Annotated in this window: 24 protein-coding genes; 14 read left to right on the forward strand and 10 right to left on the reverse strand. The window is 39.3% G+C overall.

What is annotated here, in order from left to right; all coding sequences use genetic code 11:
- Nucleotides 1–4 precede the first annotated feature (4 nt).
- Nucleotides 5–472, reverse strand: coding sequence for a transcriptional regulator ArgR (gene argR, locus H5122_RS15875; protein ID WP_002957753.1), 468 nt, complete (start codon nt 470–472; stop codon nt 5–7).
- 225 nt (nt 473–697) lie between these two features.
- Here argR and mdh point away from each other — a divergent pair, with 225 nt between their 5' ends.
- Nucleotides 698–1630, forward strand: coding sequence for a malate dehydrogenase (mdh, locus tag H5122_RS15880; RefSeq protein WP_002957751.1), 933 nt, complete (start codon nt 698–700; stop codon nt 1628–1630).
- A gap of 85 nt (nt 1631–1715) precedes the next feature.
- Here the strand turns inward: mdh and ispB are convergent, their stop codons facing one another.
- Nucleotides 1716–2687: an octaprenyl diphosphate synthase gene (ispB, locus tag H5122_RS15885; protein ID WP_182682545.1), complete on the reverse strand. Its 972-nt coding sequence runs from the start codon at nt 2685–2687 to the stop codon at nt 1716–1718.
- 422 nt (nt 2688–3109) lie between these two features.
- Here ispB and rplU point away from each other — a divergent pair, with 422 nt between their 5' ends.
- The 7 genes from rplU to H5122_RS15920 all read left to right on the forward strand — a co-directional run bounded on the left by rplU (nt 3110) and on the right by H5122_RS15920 (nt 7949).
- A complete protein-coding gene (gene rplU / locus H5122_RS15890; protein ID WP_002957748.1) occupies nt 3110–3421 on the forward strand; it encodes a 50S ribosomal protein L21 in 312 nt (103 codons plus the stop codon).
- A 16-nt stretch (nt 3422–3437) separates the two neighbouring features.
- Complete coding sequence (rpmA, locus tag H5122_RS15895) at nt 3438–3695, forward strand: 50S ribosomal protein L27 (RefSeq protein ID WP_002957747.1); 258 nt, start codon at nt 3438–3440, stop codon at nt 3693–3695.
- Nucleotides 3696–3833: 138 nt separating this feature from the next.
- Nucleotides 3834–4991, forward strand: coding sequence for an Obg family GTPase CgtA (gene cgtA / locus H5122_RS15900; protein WP_002957746.1), 1158 nt, complete (start codon nt 3834–3836; stop codon nt 4989–4991).
- Between the two features lie 73 nt (nt 4992–5064).
- Entirely contained in the window at nt 5065–5556 is a 492-nt protein-coding gene (gene folA / locus H5122_RS15905) for a type 3 dihydrofolate reductase (RefSeq protein ID WP_182682544.1), read from the forward strand.
- Nucleotides 5557–5634: 78 nt separating this feature from the next.
- Entirely contained in the window at nt 5635–6012 is a 378-nt protein-coding gene (locus tag H5122_RS15910; RefSeq protein ID WP_024594810.1) for a DUF3718 domain-containing protein, read from the forward strand.
- Nucleotides 6013–6460: 448 nt separating this feature from the next.
- Nucleotides 6461–7345, forward strand: a complete 885-nt coding sequence (galU, locus tag H5122_RS15915; RefSeq protein ID WP_024594811.1) for a UTP--glucose-1-phosphate uridylyltransferase GalU — start codon at nt 6461–6463, stop codon at nt 7343–7345.
- A 130-nt stretch (nt 7346–7475) separates the two neighbouring features.
- The gene (locus H5122_RS15920; protein WP_182682543.1) at nt 7476–7949 is read left to right on the forward strand and encodes a peroxiredoxin; all 474 of its coding nucleotides are present in this window, start codon (nt 7476–7478) and stop codon (nt 7947–7949) included.
- A 104-nt stretch (nt 7950–8053) separates the two neighbouring features.
- Here H5122_RS15920 and H5122_RS15925 read toward each other — a convergent pair whose 3' ends face one another.
- Nucleotides 8054–10180, reverse strand: coding sequence for a S8 family peptidase (locus tag H5122_RS15925; protein ID WP_002957741.1), 2127 nt, complete (start codon nt 10178–10180; stop codon nt 8054–8056).
- A gap of 328 nt (nt 10181–10508) precedes the next feature.
- Here H5122_RS15925 and H5122_RS15930 point away from each other — a divergent pair, with 328 nt between their 5' ends.
- The gene (locus H5122_RS15930) at nt 10509–11693 is read left to right on the forward strand and encodes an NAD(P)/FAD-dependent oxidoreductase (RefSeq protein ID WP_182682542.1); all 1185 of its coding nucleotides are present in this window, start codon (nt 10509–10511) and stop codon (nt 11691–11693) included.
- 2 nt (nt 11694–11695) lie between these two features.
- Here H5122_RS15930 and H5122_RS15935 read toward each other — a convergent pair whose 3' ends face one another.
- The 4 genes from H5122_RS15935 to coaBC form a co-directional block, all read right to left on the reverse strand.
- Nucleotides 11696–12799: a GGDEF domain-containing protein gene (locus H5122_RS15935; protein ID WP_182682541.1), complete on the reverse strand. Its 1104-nt coding sequence runs from the start codon at nt 12797–12799 to the stop codon at nt 11696–11698.
- Nucleotides 12800–13050: 251 nt separating this feature from the next.
- Nucleotides 13051–15819, reverse strand: a complete 2769-nt coding sequence (locus tag H5122_RS15940; RefSeq protein ID WP_182682540.1) for a prolyl oligopeptidase family serine peptidase — start codon at nt 15817–15819, stop codon at nt 13051–13053.
- Between the two features lie 140 nt (nt 15820–15959).
- Nucleotides 15960–16547 (reverse strand): nucleoid occlusion factor SlmA, encoded by a 588-nt coding sequence (gene slmA, locus H5122_RS15945; RefSeq protein ID WP_004335558.1) that lies wholly within the window; start codon nt 16545–16547, stop codon nt 15960–15962.
- A 111-nt stretch (nt 16548–16658) separates the two neighbouring features.
- A complete protein-coding gene (gene coaBC, locus H5122_RS15950; RefSeq protein WP_182682539.1) occupies nt 16659–17852 on the reverse strand; it encodes a bifunctional phosphopantothenoylcysteine decarboxylase/phosphopantothenate--cysteine ligase CoaBC in 1194 nt (397 codons plus the stop codon).
- A 144-nt stretch (nt 17853–17996) separates the two neighbouring features.
- On the opposite strand from coaBC, the gene radC reads away from it, so the two are divergent.
- From radC to rpmG, 3 genes are all read left to right on the forward strand, one after another.
- Nucleotides 17997–18671, forward strand: a complete 675-nt coding sequence (gene radC, locus H5122_RS15955) for a DNA repair protein RadC (RefSeq protein WP_007581936.1) — start codon at nt 17997–17999, stop codon at nt 18669–18671.
- A 274-nt stretch (nt 18672–18945) separates the two neighbouring features.
- Complete coding sequence (gene rpmB, locus H5122_RS15960) at nt 18946–19182, forward strand: 50S ribosomal protein L28 (protein WP_004335549.1); 237 nt, start codon at nt 18946–18948, stop codon at nt 19180–19182.
- Between the two features lie 11 nt (nt 19183–19193).
- Nucleotides 19194–19349, forward strand: a complete 156-nt coding sequence (gene rpmG, locus H5122_RS15965) for a 50S ribosomal protein L33 (protein ID WP_004335545.1) — start codon at nt 19194–19196, stop codon at nt 19347–19349.
- Between the two features lie 202 nt (nt 19350–19551).
- Here the strand turns inward: rpmG and H5122_RS15970 are convergent, their stop codons facing one another.
- The gene (locus H5122_RS15970; RefSeq protein ID WP_004335532.1) at nt 19552–20478 is read right to left on the reverse strand and encodes a manganese-dependent inorganic pyrophosphatase; all 927 of its coding nucleotides are present in this window, start codon (nt 20476–20478) and stop codon (nt 19552–19554) included.
- 118 nt (nt 20479–20596) lie between these two features.
- Between H5122_RS15970 and H5122_RS15975 the strand changes: the two genes are divergently transcribed.
- Both H5122_RS15975 and mutM read left to right on the forward strand, forming a co-directional pair.
- Nucleotides 20597–21112: a hypothetical protein gene (locus tag H5122_RS15975; protein ID WP_004335529.1), complete on the forward strand. Its 516-nt coding sequence runs from the start codon at nt 20597–20599 to the stop codon at nt 21110–21112.
- Entirely contained in the window at nt 21112–21921 is an 810-nt protein-coding gene (mutM, locus tag H5122_RS15980) for a bifunctional DNA-formamidopyrimidine glycosylase/DNA-(apurinic or apyrimidinic site) lyase (protein WP_182682538.1), read from the forward strand. Before H5122_RS15975 ends, mutM begins: the two co-directional genes overlap by 1 nt.
- A 77-nt stretch (nt 21922–21998) precedes the next feature.
- On the opposite strand, the gene H5122_RS15985 is transcribed toward mutM, so the two are convergent.
- Both H5122_RS15985 and H5122_RS15990 read right to left on the reverse strand, forming a co-directional pair.
- Nucleotides 21999–22499 (reverse strand): DUF3299 domain-containing protein, encoded by a 501-nt coding sequence (locus tag H5122_RS15985; protein ID WP_004335523.1) that lies wholly within the window; start codon nt 22497–22499, stop codon nt 21999–22001.
- A 14-nt stretch (nt 22500–22513) separates the two neighbouring features.
- Nucleotides 22514–23038: ABC transporter permease (locus H5122_RS15990; RefSeq protein ID WP_182713000.1), on the reverse strand; the 525-nt coding region annotated here is incomplete at its 5' end.

Genomic DNA, 23038 nt, shown 5'->3' on the forward strand with positions numbered 1-23038 from the left:
GCTATTAAACCGTATCAAATAAAATGCGAACGCGTTCAAGTGTTACATCTATTTCAGATATTTTAGCAGGAGCGATAAAAATAGTATCGTCGCCTGCAATTGTTCCTAGTACGCCATCTGCTTTACCTAATGAATCTAATAAACGTGCAATAAGCTGAGCAGCACCTGGGCTGGTACGAATGATGATCATCATTTCGTTGTGCATAATGTCGATTACTAATTGGCGTAATGGGCTTTTAGCCGTAGGTACACCCATTTCAGCAGGTAAGCAGTAAACCATTTCTTGTTTGGCATTACGTGTGCGTACAGCGCCAAACTTACTTAACATGCGTGATACTTTACTTTGGCTTATATTGTCAAAACCTTGATCTTTTAACGCATCAACTATTTCGCCTTGAGAGCCAAAATTTTCTTCTTTTAATAGTGATTTAAATGCTTTTACCAGTGCTTCTTGTTTATCTTGTGGTTGCATAGTCTTTATTCGTTTTTGTTATTTATGCCGCAAATTCTACACAAAAATGAATAATTATGCAGCAGTTGTTTAGTTAACTTGCCAGTTTGATGCGTTAAATCACATAAGTTTACGACTATGGTCGAAAATATACTTGAAATAGACAGGATAAATTTGTTTTTAGTCGCTAATTTCATTATCTTAAGAGCCACAAATGTTTCCTACCTCAAATTACGGAGAATTCCAATGAAAGTTGCTGTATTAGGTGCTGCAGGCGGTATCGGCCAAGCGTTGTCTTTATTATTAAAAACAGGCTTACCAGCTGGCTCTGAATTATCACTTTATGATGTTGCACCAGTAGTACCAGGTGTTGCGGTTGACCTTTCTCACATCCCAACAGATGTTAAAGTTGCAGGCTTTGGCGCAGACGATTTAAATAAAGCGCTTGAAGGCTCTGACATCGTTCTTATCCCAGCGGGTATGCCGCGTAAACCAGGTATGGATCGTGCTGATTTATTCAATGTAAATGCTGGCATCATCAAAACGTTAGCAGAAGGCATTGTTGCCAGCTGTCCTAAAGCGTTAGTAGGTATTATTACTAACCCAGTAAATGGCACAGTTCCAATTGTTGCTGAAGTATTCAAAAAAGCAGGTACTTACGACGCTAAACGCGTATTCGGTATTACTACGCTTGACGTTATTCGTTCAGAAGCATTTGTTGCTGAACTTAAAGGCGTAGACGTAGCAACTGTAAAAGTACCAGTAATTGGTGGTCACTCAGGCACAACTATTCTGCCTCTACTTTCTCAAGTTGAAGGTGTTTCTTTCACTGATGAAGAAGTTGCTGCACTTACTCCACGTATCCAAAATGCGGGTACTGAAGTTGTAAATGCTAAAGCAGGCGGTGGTTCAGCTACGCTATCTATGGGTGCTGCTGCAGCTCGTTTTTGTATGTCTTTAGTTAAAGGCCTACAAGGTGAAGAAGTTGTAGATTACGCTTACGTTGCTGTTGAAAATGGCGATGCAGAGTACTTTGCACATCCAGTACGTTTAGGTAAAAACGGAGTAGAAGAAATTCTTTCTTACGGCGAACTAAGCGCATTTGAAACAAAAGCAAAAAATGACATGCTTGAAACTCTGAAAAAAGACATCAAAGAAGGTGTTGATTTCATGGCGTAATAGCCGGTTTAAGCAACAAAAAAGCCTGCATTTGCAGGCTTTTTTATTGCTCAGAATTAATGTCACACTGTGTAACTAGTTAAAACTAGTGGTCGCGGTCAACCGCAATACGGGCAAGGCTTATAAGTGCTTGCTTATAGTCAGACTCAGCTAAAAAGTCTAAACAGGCTATGGCTTTTTCGGCCTCAAGCTCTGCTTTTTGCATTGTAAACTCAAGCGCATTAGTTTGTTTTAGTGCAGTTAAAATTTCTTCTAAATGCTCCATACCATTACTGTGCTCTATTGCATCACGAATGAGCTGTGTTTGCTGCTCGCTACCATGTTGCATAGCATAAATAAGCGGAAGGGTTGGTTTGCCTTCAGCTAAATCATCGCCAATGTTTTTACCTAGCTGCTCAGCATCTGCATTGTAATCGAGTACGTCATCTACTAGTTGAAACGCAGTACCTAAATGCATACCGTATAGGTTTAGTGCATCAAGTGTCGCTTGGTCTTGCTCTGTGATAATGGCAGCAAGGCCTGTAGCTGCTTCAAATAATTTAGCCGTTTTAGAGTAAATAACCTGCATATAGCTGGCTTCAGTCGTATCTGGGTCATTGCAGTTCATCAGCTGCAATACTTCACCTTCAGCAATAATGTTTGTTGCATCGGCAAGTACTTGCATAATCTGCATTTTTCCAAGGCCAACCATAAGCTGAAATGAGCGAGTGTAAATAAAGTCACCAACCAATACGCTAGCAGCATTACCAAATTCAGCATTTGCTGTAGGCGTGCCACGTCGTAAGTTTGATTCATCTACAACATCATCATGCAATAGCGTTGCTGTATGGATAAACTCAACAATTGTTGCAAGTGTTATGTGATCTTTACCCTGATAACCGAGCGCTTTGGCTGCTAAAATAGCCAGCATTGGACGAACGCGTTTGCCGCCACTGTTAACTATATATAAACCAAGCTGATTAACTAACGCCACATCTGAGCGCATTTGCGCATGTATAAGTTGATTGACGTCATTCATATCGCTTTCGATTAACGCCTGGATAGCTTTTATATCCATTGATCTCCGAGCCAATTTTTATGTGTGAACGGCGCAGATTGTACAACAAAAAATGCACTAGCTCGATATTTTGTGACGATTGATTGAAAAAACACTATTAAAGTACTTAATTTAGACTGAATTAGCCAAGATAACTGATTAATTGATAATCAATATACAGTTTATGGTGTGCTTAGATATTGAGCTGTGAGGGTCATATTTGAGTACATTAATTTATTTCGGCTAAGAGTTAAAAAGCGCTTGGCAAAAGGGCCAATTAATATAAAATGGGGTAAATATTGAATTGCTCTCAAAGCAGCTACTTTTTATTCATTTTAATTACAAAATAGGCTTGCTAGTTATTTCGCGTTAGCGTAAACTTCGCGCCCTATCGAAGAATATTTTAGTTGCGCCGATTTGAGGGTGCACAGACGGAGTTAATTATGTACGCGGTTTTCCAAAGTGGTGGTAAACAGCATCGTGTGACTGAAGGTCAAACGATTCGTCTTGAAAAATTAGACGTTGAAACTGGTGCGGCAGTAGAATTTGATTCAGTACTTTTAGTTGCTGATGGTGAGAAAATCGAGATCGGTGTACCGTTCGTAAACGGTGGCAAGATAACAGCTGAGGTTGTTTCACATGGTCGCGGTGAGAAGATTAAGGTTGTTAAATTTAGACGCCGTAAGCATTCTCGTAAGCAAATGGGCCATCGTCAATGGTTCACTGAAGTTAAAATCACTAGCATTAGCGCTTAATTAGAGGTACTTAGAAATGGCACATAAAAAAGCAGCTGGTAGTACTCGTAACGGTCGCGATTCAGAAAGCAAACGCCTAGGTGTTAAGCGTTTTGGTGGCGAATCAGTTCTAGCGGGTAGCATCATTGTTCGTCAGCGTGGAACTCGTTTCCACCCTGGTACTAACGTAGGTATCGGTAAAGACCACACTATCTTCGCAAAAGCAGATGGTAAAGTTCAGTTTGAACAAAAAGGTCCTTTAAACCGTAAATACGTAACTATCGTAACTGAGTAATCAGTAAGGTAGTTAAAAACCCCGCCTTTGCGGGGTTTTTTGTTTTGTAGTCAGCCAATATATACCCAAGCCTGCATTTGTGCTGGCTTGGGTATATAATAGAGTTATTAAACAAGCCAATCCCTAAAGTGAGTAATCATGAAGTTTGTAGATGAAGTAGAAATTCGCGCAGAAGCTGGAGACGGTGGCAGCGGCATCGTGTCTTTCCGTCGTGAAAAATATGTTCCAGATGGTGGACCAGACGGCGGTGACGGTGGAGACGGTGGTAGTGTTTATCTACAAGCTGATGAAAACTTAAATACCTTAATTGATTATCAGTTTGAGCGCTTCCATAGAGCTGAACGTGGTACTAACGGTCGTAGCCGTAACTGTACAGGCCGAAAAGCTGATGACTTATTTGTTATGGTGCCTGTGGGCACGCGCATCATGGATGTTGATACCCAAGAGGGACTTGGCGATTTAACGCAACATGGTCAACGAATTTTGGTTGCAAAAGGTGGTTTCCACGGCTTGGGGAATGCGCGTTTTAAATCAAGTACTAACCGAGCACCTCGTCAAAAAACATTAGGCACACCAGGTGAAGTACGTAACTTAAAATTAGAGTTACTATTATTAGCTGATGTTGGTTTACTTGGATTACCAAATGCCGGTAAATCTACGTTTATCCGCAGTGTATCTGCAGCAAGACCAAAAGTAGCTGATTACCCATTCACGACGCTTATTCCTAATTTAGGTGTAGTACGTCCTGAAGCAAATAAATCATTTGTTATAGCCGATATTCCGGGTCTAATTGAAGGTGCATCTGATGGCGCAGGCCTAGGTATTCGCTTTTTGAAACATTTAGAGCGTTGTCGTGTGTTGTTACACATTATTGATGTAATGCCGGTAGATGGTTCAAACCCTGTTGATAATGCGTTTTCGATTATTAACGAACTGCACCAATACAGCCCTAAATTAGCTGAGAAGCCACGCTGGTTAGTATTTAATAAAATAGATTTATTACCAGAGGATGAAGCAAAAGCGTTATGCGAATCGATTGCAGAAGAGCTGGGCGAAACTGAAAATATCTATCACATTTCAGCAATTAATAAACTTAACACTCAACCATTAATCCACAACATAATGACACTACTTGATAGCATGCCTAAAGAGAAGTTTGTACAAGTGGAAGATGAAGAAGTTGAATTTAAGTGGGATACCTATCATGAAAAAGCCACTAAAGGTAAGGGCAATGATGATGATTGGGATGACTGGGATGAAGATGATTACGACGTAGAAGTTGTCTACGAGCGTTAATTAAATAGAATTTACTAAAAAGGAGCTTATGCTCCTTTTTCTTTTTTTAAGAATAAAGTACTAGGTGTTTATTATGATAATTTCAATGATTGCAGCAATGGCAAATAACCGTGTAATTGGTCTAGATAATAAAATGCCATGGCATTTACCTGCAGATCTTCAGCATTTTAAAAAGGTCACTACGGGTAAGCCTGTGATCATGGGTCGTAAAACTTTTGAGTCTATAGGCCGTCCATTACCTGGGCGCCGTAATATTATTATTACTCGAAACAGCGAATATACTGCACAGGGTATTGAAGTAGTAACTACGCCAGATGCCGCATTAGAACTCGTTACTACAGCTGAAGAGGTAATGATTATTGGTGGTGGTAATATCTATGAGCAATTTTTACCAAAAGCAGAACGCCTGTATCTAACTTTTATCGATTTAGATGTTAAAGGCGATACACAGTTTCCTGATTACAATAAAGTTGCTAATTGGGACGTGAAAGAAGAGCAAGAAAACCATCCGGATGACAAGAATTTATCTAGTTATAAATTCGTAACTTTATATAAAGAACGTTAACATTATTGCGTAAATTTTGATAGATTGATATAATATTCGACAGTCTATATAAGAACAAAGTATTATAAAGGGTTTGTCATGTTTAAATTACCAAAGCTAGTTGCACTTACTGCCGTTGTAGCTGTTAGTTCGTTTTCGTATACAGCACCTGTAAATGCTGAAGATCAATTAGCAGTATCTATTTGTGAATATATTGCGGCAGACGATAAAAACCGATTACGCAGCAAGCTTAAAAGCTCTCGTGTAAAAATTCGTAATATTTATGATGCAGTACAATGTAATGGTAATAACCTATTACGTCATGCTGTTGCTAGTAATGCAGTAGATACTGGTGAGTATATAGTTAAAAACTTATCAAAAAGTGCGTTAACAGATGGTGCTGATATTGCTTGGGCTGAAGGTAATTTTGCCAGCTCACCGCTTATTGCAGTAATTAAAGAGCGTGCAGGTCTTTAATTATAAAAAGGTTTTGTAACGCGACCTTTAGTTAAAAATTTATTGGTCTGGGTTTGTTATTTATAGCAAACCCAGGCATTTTTCATTTAGCTAATGTAATCTCACCCCACAACAAAATCATTAATAAACTTCATAACTTACCTGCTCATTTTAAATAACCAAAAATGTAGAGTCTCTGTTTAATAAACAGCTTCAAATTTACTTCTTCAAAAGAGGTAACTTTATTCAGCTGGTATCTATTTTGTATCTGCTAGTTTGTACCAATACGCAATAATACTTAATTGTTTTGCGAGGCTAAACGTGTCGCACCTGTGTTAAAAAATTCTCATTTAGAACAACTAAGTAGCGAATTTTTTGCCTAGCTATCAACACGTTTTTCCATCCTCAAAATAGATCACTTAATTAAGCGAATTGATATTATTTACAAACTTAATCACTAAGGACAGATATGAAAGCTGTAATTCCAGTAGCTGGCTTAGGGACGAGAATGCTCCCTATGACAAAAGCTATCCCAAAAGAAATGCTCCCAATAGTCGATAAGCCTCTAATTCAATATATTGTCAGCGAATGTGTGTCCGCTGGTATTAAAGATATTGTGTTAGTTACGCATAGCTCTAAAAATGCAATCGAAAACCACTTTGATACAAGTTATGAACTAGAAGCGACTCTTGAGAAGCGTGTTAAACGAGCTTTATTAGATGAAATTCGCTCTATTTGTCCAAATGATGTAACTATTATGAGTGTACGCCAAGGTGAAGCTAAAGGGCTTGGACATGCTATTTTATGCGCTAAACCAATAGTTGGTGATAACAACTTTGTTGTACTCCTGCCTGATGTGATACTTGATGCCTATACTGCGGATCAAGAGACTGAAAACTTAGCAGCAATGATTAAACGCTTTAAAGAAACTCAAGCAAGCCAAATAATGCTTGAGCCGGTAGCTAAAGAAGACGTTAGTAAATATGGTATTGCTGATATAAACGGTGTTGAGTTAATGCCAGGTAAAAGTGCTGCAATTAAAGCAATGGTTGAAAAACCTGATGCAGATTTAGCGCCTTCTAATCTAGCTGTTGTAGGGCGATATGTACTGAGTAAGAATATTTGGCCTCTACTTGCAAAAACGTCTGTAGGTGCTGGCGGTGAAATACAACTTACAGATTCTATTGACGCATTAATGGCACAAGAAACCGTTGAAGCATTTCATATGAGTGGTCGCTCTCACGATTGTGGAGATAAGTTAGGTTACTTAAAAGCAATTGTTGAGTACAGTCTGCGAGATGAAAAGCTAGGTAATGATTTTTCAAGTTTTATAAATGATTTGAATTTACCTTAATACAGCGCGTATTCTTCGTTCTATGGTAGGCTGTTTTGAGCTACTAAGTTAGCCTTACTTTTTATACATAGAAGTAGGCTACGTAGTACAATTATTACTTATTCTGTATTAATTTTTTCAAGGAATTACCATGATTGAGCAAGGCCAAGAATTACCAGCAGTTACGTTAACGCAATTAACTGACGACGGTATGCAATCTCTTACAAATAAAGAGTTGTTTGAAGGTAAAAAAGTCGTGTTATTTGCAGTACCTGGTGCGTTTACACCAACGTGTTCAAATGCCCATTTACCTGAATTTATTTCCCTTGCTGATAAAATTAAAGTAAAAGGTGTTGATGCTATTTACTGTGTATCTGTTAATGATGCATTCGTTATGAAAGCATGGGGTGACTCACAAAACGCGCAAGAAATTACAATGCTTGCCGATGGCGATGGAAGTTTCACTAAATCGTTAGGGCTTGATAAAGATACCGCTAGTTTTGGTGGTGTACGCTCAACGCGTTACGCTATGATTATTGAAAATGCAGTAGTAACTGGTTTATTTGTAGAGCAAGACAAAGAGTTTGTTGTAAGCCGCGCAGAATCAGTACTAGAGAAGCTATAACAGTAATAAAGTGCAGATTTTAGCTTCAGCTAATCAGCTAGTTACTATAAAAAACCGATGTTGGAAACAACATCGGTTTTTTTATTAAAGACTCAAACTTTAAATTACGGTTGGTATTGCCCGCTAAGCGTTAAACCAGAGAAAGTGCTATAAGCGTTAACGCTTAAGTGCCAAGTACCTGCTTGTGGATTAGTAAATGTACATGTTTCTGCATTGCCATTTTTATAAGGGCGGCAATCGTATGAGCTTGCTGTTGGTTGGCTACCGTATTTTACAAATAAATCAGCATCGCCACTGCCACCCGATGTTGTTACTGTAAACGTACTCATTCCAGCTGGTACATCTAACGTGTAATGTTTCCACTGCCCAGTATTGGCTGACACATCGCTTATAGTGCCGCCGCCTGCTTGTGGAGTACCTGAACCGCCACCCGATGATGAACCACCAGTAATATTACCTACCAAGCTAACAGCTGAATACGCAGAGTATCCGTTAAGCATTACGTGGTAAGTTCCCGCAGTAGGGTTATCAATAGAACACTCTTCGCTATTACCGCCTTTATATGGACGACAATCATAGGTAGTAGTTGTAGGTTTACTGCCTGCACGTACGTATAAATCAGCATCGCCAGTGCCACCACTCATAGTGAATGTTACGTTAGTTGCACCGCTTGGTACTGTCATCGTGTAAAATGCTTGTGCATTTGCAGCCCCACTTAAACCTGTTTTAGCTTCACCATTAATAAGCTCGCTATCGCCACCGGTAGGTGGAGTAGTGCCGCCACTTGCTGCTGCAACAGCTGCGGCAGCATCAACAATACCCGTACCACAGCTAGTACATGTTGCAGGGAACGAACGGGTAGTTGATTTTAAAATACTTTCTATTTCGTCAGGCGTTGCATCTGGCTTTGCTTGCTTAATAAGTGCCGCAACACCTGCTACGTGGGGCGCAGCCATTGATGTACCCTGTGAAAAGCCATAGCTGTCGCTTGAAGGTGTAGACGAACCTGAATTGTAAGTTGATAGAACGCCTTCAGAGTCGTTTGCAAAGCTTTGAGCGCCACCTGGTGCTGCAACATCAATATTGCTACCGTAGTTTGAGTAATAAGCTCTGCCGCCATTACGGCCCACTGAGGCTACGTTTACTACACCGTTACAGTTACCTGGGTTGTAGTTTGCTGAGTTATCGTTATCGTTACCTGCAGCAATAACTACCACAGTGCCGTTACTACGCGCGGTGTTAATTGCATTTTGAGTTGTAGAGCTACATGAACCGCTGCCACCTAAACTCATATTAATTACATCAGCAGGGTTTGAGTTAGCAGGAATACCTGAAACACTTCCACCAGATGCCCAAATAATACCGTCTGCAATATCAGAGGTTAAACCACCACACTTACCGAGTACACGAACAGGCACTACTTTTGCGTTATAAGCTACGCCTGCAACACCTTCACCGTTATTGGTTACCGCAGCAACTGTGCCGGCTACGTGCGTGCCATGCCAGCTAGAGTTTTGTGCACCGTTAGTGCCACATTCATTCGCAGCAACTGCATCACCTGGATCACGTGCATCGCTATCGCGACCACCACCGTCATTAGCTACCGAAAGGTTAGAGATCATATCGTAACCCGGTAAAATATTAGCGTTTAAATCAGCATGAGGGCGGTAGCCCGTATCTAGTACAGCTACAACTACACCGCTACCCGTTGCGGTATCCCATGCGGTCGGTAAGTTTAAACCACCGGCTTGCTCGTAGTAGTGCCATTGATCATCAAAACGTGGATCGTTAGGAGTTGAAAACGGCTTTAGCATTTGATCCACTTCAATGTATTCCACATTGCCAGAATCAACCATTTCTTGCATAAACTCTTGAGCTTCTGCCGCACTTAATTTTTTATCAGCACGCATTACGTGATGATTATTAAGTGCCATTGCACGAACGTATTTTGCTTTTACTTTGCCTTTTTTAGAAGCGAAGTTTTTAACAAAGCTTTGTGCGCGCTTTTTCATGCTAGCTGGGCTTGCGTCTGCAGTTGAGAGGCTCGCCATTTCGTTATTATTTTTATATTTAATAATGAACTGAGTTTCGAAACCGCCTTGGCTTTGTAGTTTAGCCGATGTTTCAGCCATTGAACTTGAAACTGATTGAGCCATGCCAGATGTTGCAGCAAAAAGCGTACTAACTGTAATTGCAATTGCGCATCTTTTAAAAGTTTTACTTGTTGTCATAATTGTCCCTAGATTTTTATTTATTATTTCGTGATGTAGGATCACGATGCGGGAACAAAAGTAAACGATCTGTTAACTATATTAAAATATCAATTTATTATGTACCTCTTTCATTTAGTTATAACTCAGGTTTTTAGCGGTTTACTCGTTGTTTAGTATTTGTCATGTAAATTAAAAATAAGTATAAAGGGTTTGTTTGTTGTGCGGGTAATTATTCCCGACTTATTACTGATGCGTTTTTGTTGTGTTATTGCTAATAATTTAAATGCTACGTTGTTAGCTATCAAACTTTGCTATAATCGGAAAAATTTTTTAGTAGGGTAAAATAATGAGTCAAGTAGATGTAATTGTAATAGGTGCGGGAGCAGCAGGATTAATGTGTGCAGCGCAAGCTGGATACCGTGGCCGAAGCGTTACAGTACTTGATATGGGCAAAAAACCAGGTCGTAAAATTTTAATAAGTGGTGGTGGGCGTTGTAATTTTACAAATGAAAACGCAACCCCTGATAACTACTTATGCGCAAATGCTCATTTTGTTAAATCATGTTTAAGTCGCTATACACAGCATGACTTTATTGAGCTGGTAGACAGACATGGCTTGGCGTATCACCATAAAACACTAGGTCAGCTTTTTTGCGATAACAATGCACAAGACATTGTTGATATTTTACTGACCGAATGTGAGTGGGCCGGGGTAAATATAAAACTACGCAGTGAAGTGATCAGCGTATCAAAAACCGAAACCGGCTATAGCGTTACCACAGAGCAAGAAACTTTAAGCTGTGAGTCGTTAGTTATAGCATCAGGTGGCTTAACTATGCCAAAACTAGGGGCTACACCAATAGGTTATAAAATTGCAGAGCAGTTTGGCTTAAGCGTGTTACCAACTATGGCTGCACTTGTGCCGTTTACTTTGCATCAGCATGATAAAGAGCGTTTTGAAGGGCTCTCGGGAATTAGTATCCCTTGTGAAGTTTCAAGCGAAGACGGCACCGTATTTAAAGAAAACATCCTCTTTACTCACCGAGGGTTATCGGGCCCTGCAATATTGCAAATAAGCTCATTTTGGCGAGCAGGGCAGGCTGTAACTATAAACCTATTACCTGAAATTGATTTAAGGCAGCAACTTGCTGATTGGCGAGAAACGCAAGCCCAAAAGTCGTTAAAAAATAGCCTTGCGACTATTTTACCTAAACGCTTTATAGAAATACTGCACGAAAGCAAAGCGATACCAGATTGCAATATTAATCAGCTTACCCATGCTCAAATAGATGAGTTAGTAAATTATATTCATGCGTGGCAAATTAAACCCAATGGCACAGAAGGTTATAGAACAGCAGAAGTAACATTGGGTGGTGTAGATACCGACGAGTTGAGCTCAAAAACCTTTGAAGCTAAAAAAGCTAAAGGCCTATACTTTATAGGCGAAGTAACTGACGTAACAGGTTGGCTTGGAGGCTACAACTTCCAATATGCGTGGAGCTGTGGATTTGCTTGTGGGCAGCACGCTTAAGTTTAGGCTATAAACCCATTTAAGTAAGTTGATTGAGCGATAACGGTTGAATCGTTATCGCTAACACATACTTTATTGCGTCCATTATTCTTAGCCTTATATAGCGCTGTATCAGCCCGCTCCAGTAGTTTTAGCACTGTATCGTCTTTTTGTATCGTTGCTAATCCAATACTTATAGTAAATGCTACATTTGTAACTGTGTTTTCGGCAATATACTTTCTCAGGTCATCGGCTTTTTTAGCGCTATCATTTAAAGAGGTGTTGGATAAAATAATAGTGAATTCTTCTCCACCCCATCGCGCAATAAGTGCGTCATTTCCCATACGGCTTTTTAATATTTTTGCAAATTCAGTTAGCACGTTATCACCAACCAAATGCCCGTAGGTATCGTTTATATTTTTGAAGTGGTCTATATCGCAAATAAGTAAGCAATGTGGGGTTTTAAAAACGTCATTTTTAGCAATTAACTGTGATAATTCAAAATCAAATTTTTGCCTGTTATAAAGCCCCGTTAACTTATCGGTTTCTGCTAAGTGTTGAATTTCTAAGTTACGGATAGATAATCGAGTGTATGCCGAAAACCGTGTTTTTTCGTAAAACCTAAAAATTAAAATATGAGCAAGGCTTACTTCTATAAGATTAAATAAAGAGCCTAAGCCAATTGTTACAGTTTGCTGTTGTTGTAAATACACAAGATACGCACAAATAGCAAAAGCGACTGCACTAAATAGGCTTCCCCAGTTTCTTCCAACTAAAAAAAAGCTAAAAGGCGGGATTAACGTCGCCCAAAATAAAGAATGCGCATGCCCACCTACAGAAACCACAAACATCATTATTAAGCTAACGACCATAAGGGTAACAGCCCACGCTGCTGCATTTACGTTGGCTGTTTTATTAAACCAAGTATAAATACCTAACGATATCGTAAGTCCTAAGGCATCAATTAAAGCAATGTCATAGCTTTTAAAATAAAAAAGATTGAGGAGTGTTAAAACTAAAAAGTAACATGTAGTTATTAGTAAAGAGTGGGCTATTAAGCGAGTACGCCAAAAATCCTTATGGTCTTTTGGGTATTGTGGAAACTCTTTGTACCAAAAACCTAGCATAATGAACGACTCTTTAACCTCTGAATTTAGTGATTATTACTTATATTAGGCTTTTATTATAGTTTTTTACTTTGATTAAAACGCTTATATACGGTGGTGTTTATAAAAGTTTAAAGATCATTACAGCATTTTTCAAAGGTATGAAGGACTAGGTAGTGACTGATTACTTAAATGTAATATGCCTCGCCTTGATTTAATTGACGCAGAGCTCGCCGTTATCGCTTACGTAGAGCTCTGAATAAATGTTATATCTATTCCTCTATAAATGCCTCGCCTTGTGTCATCCACTTTGCAGCTGGTTTGCCTTTTAAGTAATGATCAAAGTACTGCATCATACGTACTGAAAAATCGACCTGATTAGGAAACTTTTTCAAGTGGTGTGGTTCACCTTCGTATTGTAAAAATGTAGCATCTTTTCCTGCGCGGCGAAGCGCTAAGTAGTACTGCACGCCTTCGTGCCAAGGCACTGCATCGTCTTTATCGCCAAACATAATTAAAATAGGGGTATTTACTTTATCTGCAAAAAACACCGGTGAGTTTTCTATGTACAGCTCTGGTGCTTCAAATAAGTTTTTACCTATACGGCTTTGCCCTGTTTCGTATTGAAACTGACGAGCAAGACCCGATTTTAAACGTATGCCACTGTAAGCACTTGTCATGTTTGATACTGGCGCGCCAGATACAACCGCTTTAAACATATCTGTTTGGGTTATCATAAACGCACTTTGATAGCCTGCCCAAGAGTGACCTTGTAAGCCTATTTTATCTGGGTCGGCTATGCCTAAATCTATTAATTTTTGGGTGGCGTTTATCATGGTTTGCGTTGACGATTTACCCGGGTGACCTATTTCAAAACGAATATCAGGTAAAAATACCGCATAACCATTTGAGGTAAACATAGGGAAATTAGGGCGATGGTTTAATTCCATTTTTGGAAAATCAAACATACGCTGGCTCATGTAACGGTAAAAATACACAACCACAGGCACTTTATCGCCTTTTTTATATCCCGCAGGTTTTATTAGTACGCCTTGTAAGTCTTCGCCATCAAAACCTTTATAGCTTATCAGCTCTGGCTTTTCGCCCCAAGCAAAATTACTAATTTGTGGGTTTAGCGTGGTCACTTGTTTTGGTGAACTAAAGCTAAAATCTGTTTGGTAGTAATCAGGAAATTGGCTATAAGTTTGCGAGGTAAATAAGTACTTGTCAGCCTTTTTGGCTTTTTTAACCATATCAAAGCGTTTATCACCGCTAAGCACCTTAGTTAGTGTGTTAGTGGTTAAGTCGAGCTTTGCAACTTCGCTTTGTTTAGTTTGTAAGTTAATAGCAGAGACAAGTAATGTATCGCCTTTTTTAAAGCCCACTCTGGTTTTATCTAGCTTAATAACACGGTACTGCGTATTGCTTTGCTTACCATTAGTTAGGCGTTTAGCTTGCTTAGTTTTTACATCAAACGCCCAAATATCGTATTTACTATAAGCAAGCACTTGGCTGCTATCGGTCATCCAACCTGCAAAACCATAACCAGGTTGAGTAGATGGGTAGTCGTGTTTATCATCAGCAAAGGTTGCCTGAATCGCTTTTGTAAGCGGTGTTACTTTATTATTTTTTAAATCTTTTAACTGTATTTGGCTATCGCTAAAATAAGCAGCAAACTCACCATTAGGGGCAAGGCTCGGTCTAAACGGGTAGTTACTTATAATTGGAGTTTGTTTACCGGTATTTATATTTATTGCAAAGTAATCAGCAAAAAAACCGCCGTACATTATTTTTTCTAGGTAGGGGATGTTAGATGAGCCAAGTAAAGACACATCTCGCTGAGGGTTTAGTGCAACCTCGGGCATGTTTGGTGTACTAAGTTGCGCAACTTTTTGCGAGTTAACGTGATACACCGCACTGTAATGGCGATTTTTATTAACTTCGTTCCATTGCTGCTCTTCACGTGGTTTTATTTGCGCATCGTTGTTGTGCCATAAATTAAGACCTTTGTGTTCACGTATGGTATCAAAGTCGTACAATGAAGCTTCGTCGGTATACTCTTTAGCTTTTACTTTAGCTGCTAATTTTGGATGGTTTTCAAAATATAAGCGCTCGCCATTTTCTGACCATTCAAGGGTGGCTGTTTTCCCTAACGTCCATGCTTTATTAGGTGAATCTATAGTTGAGAGCTTCTCGTTTTTATATAGCTGTAAAGTGTAGCTTCGGCGGCGCGTGTCATCATTTACATAGTTGCCCAATGTAAACGCTGCAATATTGTCAGTGGGGTGCCACGCTATTTTATTTGCGGTTACGCCCGGTTCATCAATTAATACGCTGCTATTAAAGTCACTGAGCTCAATTAACGCTATTTGGTTGTTATTACCATCGCTGTAACTTTGACTCACTAATAGCTGGCTGTTAGCTGAGTTAATAGCGTAGCTAAATACGTTTTCTATTGTATGAGTGCGTTTATCAGATAAATTAACGATAACAAGCGCATAGCTCTTATCTTTTTTATCGGGCGTGATAGCGTTGTCTTCTTCGTTTTTAGTGCTATCGGTTTTATCTTCTACTTTTGCGTCATCGTCTTTTTTATTTAAACGATAAGCAAGCCACATACCGTCATCAGATAACGTGTAATCTTTTACATCAGCAAAGCTTTGTTGGGCACCTGATTGTGTGTTTACGAGTACCAGATTGTTTTTAAGTGTGTCTTTTTTTTTGGTTGTTTCTTTTTCAAGTAAGGTAGGTACTTGTGTAAAAGCGACCCAGTTAGCGGCTTTATTAATATGAGGCTTAGTGCCGCGTTCTACTTCTGCGATGAGTGTATTGCTTTGTAGTGAGTAAACTTGACCAGTTGCATTTCCACGATACGGCGTTGCACTAAAAGTGAGTACTTGACCATTGTCAGATAGTTGCGTGCTTTTAGCTGATTTAAAACTAAATACGTCTTTAAATTGTAGCGATTCTTTGGCGTGTATGCCGGTGCTAGTTAAGCTGGCAAAGAGTGCCGTGCTTAATAAGGTGAGTTTTGTTTTCATTATTGATTCTCGTATTATGACATTGTTTCATTGTAACGAGTTTGGTTCATAATTCGAGCGGATCAGATAAATGGCAGCTACATACGACAAAACGACCCGCAGGTCGTTTTTTAGTATTTAATTTATTAATTTAGCAAACATTACAGCCAAATTTTTTGTAGCTCAAGCCATTGTTTTTCAAATTGAACACTTGGTTTTGCTTTAAAGTCGCTACGTACAAACTGATTCATTTTGCCTTCAACATAGGCAAGTAAAAAGTTTGCAAGTGTAAGCTCATCACTTTGAAAGTTTTTACCCTCACGTAATTTGCGCTCACGAAGCACTTGTTTAAACTGAGTTTCTAGTTTTTCAAACAAGGTTTGTACACGTTCGCGTAAACGTTCCTGCTCACCTTGCAGGGCATCGCCCGTTAAAATACGAGTAATACCTGGGTTTTTTTCAGCAAAGGTTAGAAGTAATAATAGAATGTTATAAATGCGCGTTTGGCTTTCTTTTTCGTTTTCAATAATAATATTTATACGAGATAAAAGGGTATCTTCAATAAACTCAATTAAGCCCTCAAACATACGCGCCTTGCTCGGAAAATGACGGTATAGCGCGGCTTCAGACACACCCACCTCAGCAGCTAGTTTTGCTGTGGTGATGCGTTGTCCTAAATTAGTTTCTAACATTTGTGCGAGTGCTTGCAGTATTTGCTCTTTGCGATTACTTCTTTTTGTCGCAGGCATGAACATTCCTTTTTATTAGTTATTCTTAGTGGCGCAGTTAAGAACCCTAGTCATTTTTTGTTCAAATGATTGGCGTATGTTAATGTTTTATTCAGTTTGTTTCCAGCCTTTTTATAGATGTTTAGCCAGCTGTTCGATCACCTTGCGAGCTATTTCTATTTTACTTGTTGTTGGTAATTCTAGTTGTTCATTGTGCCAGTACAGTGTTAAAGCATTATGATCGGAATTAAACCCTAAGCCACTTTTTGATACGTCATTAGCGCAAATCATATCTAGATTTTTATTTTGTAGTTTACCTTTAGCATAGCTTTCTACATTTTGAGTTTCGGCGGCAAATCCAACCGTATAGGGGCGGTTTTGTGTAAGGTTTGCAATAGCTGCAATTACGTCAGGGTTTTTAGTTAACGTAAGGGTGAGTTCGTCGCCTTGCTTTTTCATTTTTTGAGTCGCAATGTTTGCAGCTCGATAATCCGCAACAGCAGCGCAACCTATAAAAGCATCAGATTGTGGTGCATAGGTAAGTGACTCAGTTAATAGCTCCTCAGCGCTTTCTATATTGATAAGGTTTACGCCAGTAGGGGCTTTTATAGTGACAGGGCCCGAAATTAAATTAACCTTAGCACCGAATTGCAAAGCGGCTTCTGCTAGTGCATAACCCATTTTTCCAGAGCTGTGATTTGATATAAAACGTACCGGGTCGAGAGGCTCACGCGTTGGGCCTGCCGTTATTGTAATTGTTTTTCCTGCAAGTAATTGCGGTTGCTCTTTTGCTGTACATAGTGCAACTAGCTCATGTGGCTCTAACATTCGCCCAGCGCCGATATCGCCACAGGCTTGCTCACCTTTACCTGGGCCCCAAAGAAGTACGTTACGTGCTTTTAATGTGGCTAAATTTGCTTGTGTAGCTGCGTGTGCATACATTTGCTGGTTCATGGCTGGTGCTACAGCTACTTTTGCAGGCGTTGCTAGCAGTAACGTCGTTAGTAGGTCGTCAGCAATGCCGGCTGCCATTTTTGCGATAATATTGCAGGTAGCTGGGGCAACTAAAATTAAGTCAGCCCATTTTGCAAATTCAATATGCCCCATTGAAGCTTCAGCAGAAGGGTCTAGCAATGAGTCAGAGACTGTTTCTCCACTAACGGCTTGCATGGTCAGTGGTGTAATAAAGTGTTTAGCTGATTCAGTCATAACTACTTTTACTTCACAACCAGCGTCTTTTAATCGCCTAACGAGTTCTGCGCATTTATAAGCTGCAATACCGCCGGTAATACCTAGTACAATTTTTTTGTTTGTTAAGTTAGTCATGAATGTTCATCAGTTTTTATTAAATATTGGGCTTAAAATAACAAATCTTTACCCGTACAGCGAAGTTTTTTAATTCGAAATAACAGGCTAAATTTTAAATTTGCATTACATTTATAAGACACTTTCGCCTCTCAAGGATGAACAATGCAACTTACTTCACTTCCAAACTCACTTCGACCTCGTGAAAAACTCATCGCGAAAGGAGCTAAAGCGCTTACTGATGCTGAGCTCCTTGCAATATTTTTACGAACAGGGTTACCAGGAATGAATGTAATTGAGTTGGCTCAGCATCTATTAAATGAAAATAAAACCCTACATAATTTGTTTAATGCCAGTATTGAGGAGTTTTGCTCTCAAAAGGGGTTAGGGACCGCTAAGTATGTGCAGCTACAAGCTGTATTAGAGCTAAGTCAACGTTATATGCAGGAGCGTTGCCAACGAGATGCAGTGTTTAATTCGCCAAACTCAGTTTATGATTACCTAACAATTCAAATGCGAGGCTTGCAACAAGAAGTATTTATGGTGTTATACCTAGATAGCCAAAATAGATTAGTAAAAGACGAAATACTTTTTTATGGCACAATTAATTCTGCCAGTGTTTATCCGCGCGAAGTGGTAAAGGCTGCCCTTAAAAATAATGCAGCCGCTGTTATTTTTGCGCATAATCACCCAAGTGGTATTGCAGAACCGAGCCAAGCAGACAAACTTATTACGAATAAATTGCAGCAAGCACTGCAATTGGTCGACATAAGTGTGCTCGATCACATCATTGTTGGTGGAGAAACCTGTGTTTCGTTTGCCGAGCGAGGCCTGATTTAGCTTTGTCAGACACATAAGTGTGTTAAAAATGAGCTGTTTAACGTGTTTTGGCAAATTAGTTTAATTTAAATGCAGTTTTTACTTTCCCTAAGGGCATTCGATCTTTATAATTAGCCGCTATCAAATTTACATATATGAGCTGATTGGATAGATCAGTGTTTGATCTTTGCCTGTAAAAGCTGTATAAAGAGCGCCCTTCGATTTATCTCTAGGGCGGAAATACACGGCCTTAGATTAAATTAAGCTCGAGCGAAGTTATTGGAGATATATAGACATGTCTAAAGTATGTCAAGTTACAGGTAAGCGTCCAGCGGTTGGTAATCACCGTTCACACGCGAGAAACGCGACTAGACGTCGTTTCCTACCTAACCTACAAACACACCGTTTTTGGGTTGAAAGTGAAAAACGTTTTGTAACATTACGCACTACTACTAAAGGTATGCGTATTATCGATAAAAAAGGCATCGACACGGTTCTTACAGAAATCCGTGCTCGCGGCGTTAAAGTTTAAGGATCTGAATCATGCGCGATAAAATCCGTTTAGTTTCAACTGCCGGTACTGGTTTTTTCTACACTACTGACAAAAACAAACGTAACATGCCTGAGAAGATGGAAATCAAAAAGTTTGATCCAAAGATTCGTAAACATGTTCTTTTTAAAGAAGCTAAAATTAAGTAATTTTAGTTCTTCTTTTAGAATTTAAAAACCCAGCTTAGGCTGGGTTTTTTGTTTTTAAACTATGATTAGCGAATTGACATAAAAAAACCTCGTTGGCATAACCAACAAGGCTTTTAAATCAAAAAACGTTATACCAATAGCATTAAATTAGTGATTTATTTAATGCGATAAAATAATCATGTTTTTAATAAAATTGGTATCATTAGATTTTTGTGAATGCATCTTGTAGTGGTGGTACTACTTGCTTTTTACGGCTCAGTACACCATCTAACCATACTTTATCATTCTCTGGTTTTACACCGTAAGCCTGCTCAACTAAGTTTGCATCGTCAGATACAATTAGCATTTCTGAGCCTTCTTTCATTATATCGGTAAGCAGTAAAAATACAGAGTGGCGGTTGCCCTCAACTTTTAGCTTAGCAATATCGGCTGCAAGGTCTGCTTTAATATCGTCAAAAACAGCAAGGTCGATTACTTCTAGCTGGCCAATGCCTACTAGGTTACCGTTCATGTTGAAATCTTTAAAGTCACGCATTACTAAATCACGTGCTGGTGTGTCTTCTACCGCAGATTTAACGCGGAACATATCCATACCAAGCTCTTTAAAGTCTTCGATGCCTGCAATTTCAGCTAGCGCTTCAACACATTTAATATCGGCTGTGGTACATGTTGGCGATTTAAATATAACTGTGTCGCTTAAAATTGCACACATCATGATACCAGCGATGTCTTTAGGGATTTCTACGTTGTAGAAGTCATACATCATTTTAATAATGGTGTTTGAACAACCAACAGGACGAATCCAACATTCAAGCGGAGTCGATGATGTTAAGTCACCTAATTTATGGTGATCTACCACACCAACAACGCGAGCTTGGTCGATATCATCAGGTGCTTGTGTTTTTTCTGTGTGATCTACAATATACACATCTTCACCAGCGTAGCTTAGCTTAAGCTCTGGTGCTTCAAAACCAAATCTATCAAGAATAAATTGAGTTTCAGGTGAAACTTCACCAAGACGAGTTGGAATTGCTGGCTCATCAATTTGGTTTTTTAAATAAGCCAGTGCAATTGCACCACAAATAGAATCTGAATCTGGGATTTTATGGCCCACTACATACATAGACATTGACGGAACTCCTTTAAATTTGCCGATATTCTAACAAAGTCTGCGGCCTTTAACATATAGACAGCGCAATTAAGTTTTAGTTACACTTTAAAATCTTGAATTTACTAGGTGTATTTGTATGCGACTGGGCCGTAAAGGTTGGAACAACGTTATAATATTTTCGATGTTGATTATGATCTTCTTTTTAAATGGCTGGCATAAGCAATTTTTAGGAGGTGAGGATAAACCAGCGTTACAAGCTGTACTCCCTCAGCAAAGTTTTGTACTGACACTGCAATTTGTTGATCAAAAAATTGAGCGCATAGGAACAAGTTGGCGTACAACACCACTACAAAAAGATATACCGCTCGTTTGGAAAGCGTCTGAGCAGCAGCTTAGTGATTTAGTTAACCAATGGCAAAGCGCGGCGTTAATGGGGGTTAATGAGTCTGTTGTTTTTAATCCTAATGCGCCTTTATACGTTGCTACATTTGAGTTAGCTGGCGAAAGTATGCCGTGGGTTTATTTGCTCTACAAAGGCGATGGACAATATTATTTACTCGAAAAGAGAAGCCAGCGAATACTCGCACTCGATTTAAAAACTGCTCAGCAGTTATTCCCTAGTTTTGATTTTTCACAAAGTGAGTCTAATTAATGCCTGAATTACCAGAGGTAGAAGTGAGCCGAATGGGCATCACTCCCCACGTACAAAACCAAGTTGTTACAAAGGTAAATATTTACAATGCCAGTATGCGCTGGCCTGTGCCAGATGACGTGTATCAACTTGAAGGGCTAATTGTTACAAGTATTGAACGACGAGCTAAATATTTACTTTTACATTGTGAGCTTGGGAGTACTATTTTACATTTGGGTATGTCAGGTAATTTGCGTGTAGTAGATAAAAGTGAGCCTTTAAAAAAGCACGACCATGTAGAATTTGTATTTGGAAATAATAAGGTGCTGCGCTTGAACGATCCTCGTCGTTTTGGTTGTTGCTTATGGCAAGAGCCCGGTGAAGTGCATAAGCTACTCTCTAAGCTTGGTCCTGAGCCGCTTACCGATGATTTTTTTGCTAAACGCGTGTACGAACAATCGCGCAATAAAAAAGTACCGGTAAAGCAGTTTATTATGGATAACGCAGTGGTTGTTGGTGTTGGTAATATTTACGCGAATGAATCATTATTTAAAGCGGGTATACATCCAAAGCGAGAAGCCGGAAAAGTATCGCTCAAACGTTATCAAGCACTTATCCCTATTATAAAAGACACACTTGCAGCGGCTATTACACAAGGTGGTACAACGCTTAAAGACTTTGCACAAAGTGATGGTAAGCCTGGGTATTTTGCTCAAGAGTTATTAGTATATGGGCGCAAAGGCAAGCCATGTATGACGTGCGAAAACGAATTAGAAGAAATTAGATTAGGGCAACGCAGTACTATTTTTTGCTCAAATTGCCAAAAGTAGTTATCTAGTTATTTAAATTTTATCGATTCTAAATTTAATGATATTTAAGGGCCAGCTTTAAAAGCTGGCCCTTTATTTTAAAGCTCAAACGGTGCTACACCGACCGCTTTCATTTTATATCCTACCTGCGCTATTTCGCCCGACCATGTTTCAGTACTTATTATTCCAGTTACAACAATTGCGTCGTATAGGCTATCTATTGGTACTCCACCTTTAATTGTTACATGGACTATTTGATTTGGCGGTGGTGGTGGTACGTGTATACAGGCGCCAAAATAAGGCACGAGTAAAAACTCAGTAATGACTTCGCTATCGCCCTCAAGTGGCACAACAAAACCAGGCAAACTTACCGATTGACCATCAAGCGCTTTTACCACTGGAGCATCTAAATCAGGTTGCACCCAGTTTTGATCGCTGCCTTCGTGATTAGCTTGTGCTTGAGTGTCTATTTGCATATGACCTTTGGGAATTAAGTCTTCCCAAAAAATTTCTTTTGGTGGATTGGCATAGCTCGCTACGCTTATAAATAATAAGCTAATAGCAGCAATGTATTGAAAAGCTGTTTTAAAAAATGTCATAAAATACCTAAAAATTATGCTTTTATACTCATGCCATCGCTGAGTGAATAAAAATAAGCGCGAGTAGCGGGTATTAAGCCAATAATAAAACCTGCGGCCATAATAAACCCGATTAAGCCCAGTTCATAGTAAGAGAGCATTGTGATATTTACGCTTATACCAGCATGGCTTTGTAAGTAACCGCCTGCTGAAAAAATAACTAAGTAATAAAGCGCACTACCTACTAGGCAACCAAGTAAAGTTGTCAGTAATGACTCAATACTTATAAGTGTAAATAAATGCCAAGGGCGAGCGCCTACTGAGCGCAATATAGCAAGTTCGCGACGACGCTGACTCAGGTTCGCAAGCAATGTTGTTAACATGCCAAGTAAGCTTACTAACACGACAACAGCTGAGAATAGCAATAGTATTTTTTCTACTATGGCGAGCATTTCCCATAACTCTTTAAGTGTTACGGTTGGCATAATGCCAAGTAAAGCTTCTTGCTTATATTGATTTATATTGCGCCTAATTTGTAATGTGTACAAAGGCGAATTAAA

Origin of the sequence: Pseudoalteromonas sp. SG43-8 (genome assembly GCF_014164245.1) — a bacterium.
Taxonomy (GTDB): Bacteria; Pseudomonadota; Gammaproteobacteria; order Enterobacterales; family Alteromonadaceae; genus Pseudoalteromonas; species Pseudoalteromonas distincta.

Coding starts and splice junctions, on each gene's coding strand:
- galU (WP_024594811.1), top strand. CDS start 6,461: ATGAAAGCTGTAATTCCAGTAGCTGGCTTAGGGACGAGAATGCTCCCT.
- H5122_RS15920 (WP_182682543.1), top strand. CDS start 7,476: ATGATTGAGCAAGGCCAAGAATTACCAGCAGTTACGTTAACGCAATTA.
- H5122_RS15925 (WP_002957741.1), bottom strand. CDS start 10,180: ATGACAACAAGTAAAACTTTTAAAAGATGCGCAATTGCAATTACAGTT.
- H5122_RS15970 (WP_004335532.1), bottom strand. CDS start 20,478: ATGTCTATGTATGTAGTGGGCCATAAAATCCCAGATTCAGATTCTATT.
- H5122_RS15935 (WP_182682541.1), bottom strand. CDS start 12,799: ATGCTAGGTTTTTGGTACAAAGAGTTTCCACAATACCCAAAAGACCAT.
- mdh (WP_002957751.1), top strand. CDS start 698: ATGAAAGTTGCTGTATTAGGTGCTGCAGGCGGTATCGGCCAAGCGTTG.
- H5122_RS15940 (WP_182682540.1), bottom strand. CDS start 15,819: ATGAAAACAAAACTCACCTTATTAAGCACGGCACTCTTTGCCAGCTTA.
- H5122_RS15910 (WP_024594810.1), top strand. CDS start 5,635: ATGTTTAAATTACCAAAGCTAGTTGCACTTACTGCCGTTGTAGCTGTT.
- cgtA (WP_002957746.1), top strand. CDS start 3,834: ATGAAGTTTGTAGATGAAGTAGAAATTCGCGCAGAAGCTGGAGACGGT.
- H5122_RS15930 (WP_182682542.1), top strand. CDS start 10,509: ATGAGTCAAGTAGATGTAATTGTAATAGGTGCGGGAGCAGCAGGATTA.
- argR (WP_002957753.1), bottom strand. CDS start 472: ATGCAACCACAAGATAAACAAGAAGCACTGGTAAAAGCATTTAAATCA.
- coaBC (WP_182682539.1), bottom strand. CDS start 17,852: ATGACTAACTTAACAAACAAAAAAATTGTACTAGGTATTACCGGCGGT.
- folA (WP_182682544.1), top strand. CDS start 5,065: ATGATAATTTCAATGATTGCAGCAATGGCAAATAACCGTGTAATTGGT.
- rpmG (WP_004335545.1), top strand. CDS start 19,194: ATGCGCGATAAAATCCGTTTAGTTTCAACTGCCGGTACTGGTTTTTTC.
- mutM (WP_182682538.1), top strand. CDS start 21,112: ATGCCTGAATTACCAGAGGTAGAAGTGAGCCGAATGGGCATCACTCCC.
- ispB (WP_182682545.1), bottom strand. CDS start 2,687: ATGGATATAAAAGCTATCCAGGCGTTAATCGAAAGCGATATGAATGAC.
- rpmA (WP_002957747.1), top strand. CDS start 3,438: ATGGCACATAAAAAAGCAGCTGGTAGTACTCGTAACGGTCGCGATTCA.
- H5122_RS15985 (WP_004335523.1), bottom strand. CDS start 22,499: ATGACATTTTTTAAAACAGCTTTTCAATACATTGCTGCTATTAGCTTA.
- H5122_RS15975 (WP_004335529.1), top strand. CDS start 20,597: ATGCGACTGGGCCGTAAAGGTTGGAACAACGTTATAATATTTTCGATG.
- rplU (WP_002957748.1), top strand. CDS start 3,110: ATGTACGCGGTTTTCCAAAGTGGTGGTAAACAGCATCGTGTGACTGAA.
- radC (WP_007581936.1), top strand. CDS start 17,997: ATGCAACTTACTTCACTTCCAAACTCACTTCGACCTCGTGAAAAACTC.
- slmA (WP_004335558.1), bottom strand. CDS start 16,547: ATGCCTGCGACAAAAAGAAGTAATCGCAAAGAGCAAATACTGCAAGCA.
- rpmB (WP_004335549.1), top strand. CDS start 18,946: ATGTCTAAAGTATGTCAAGTTACAGGTAAGCGTCCAGCGGTTGGTAAT.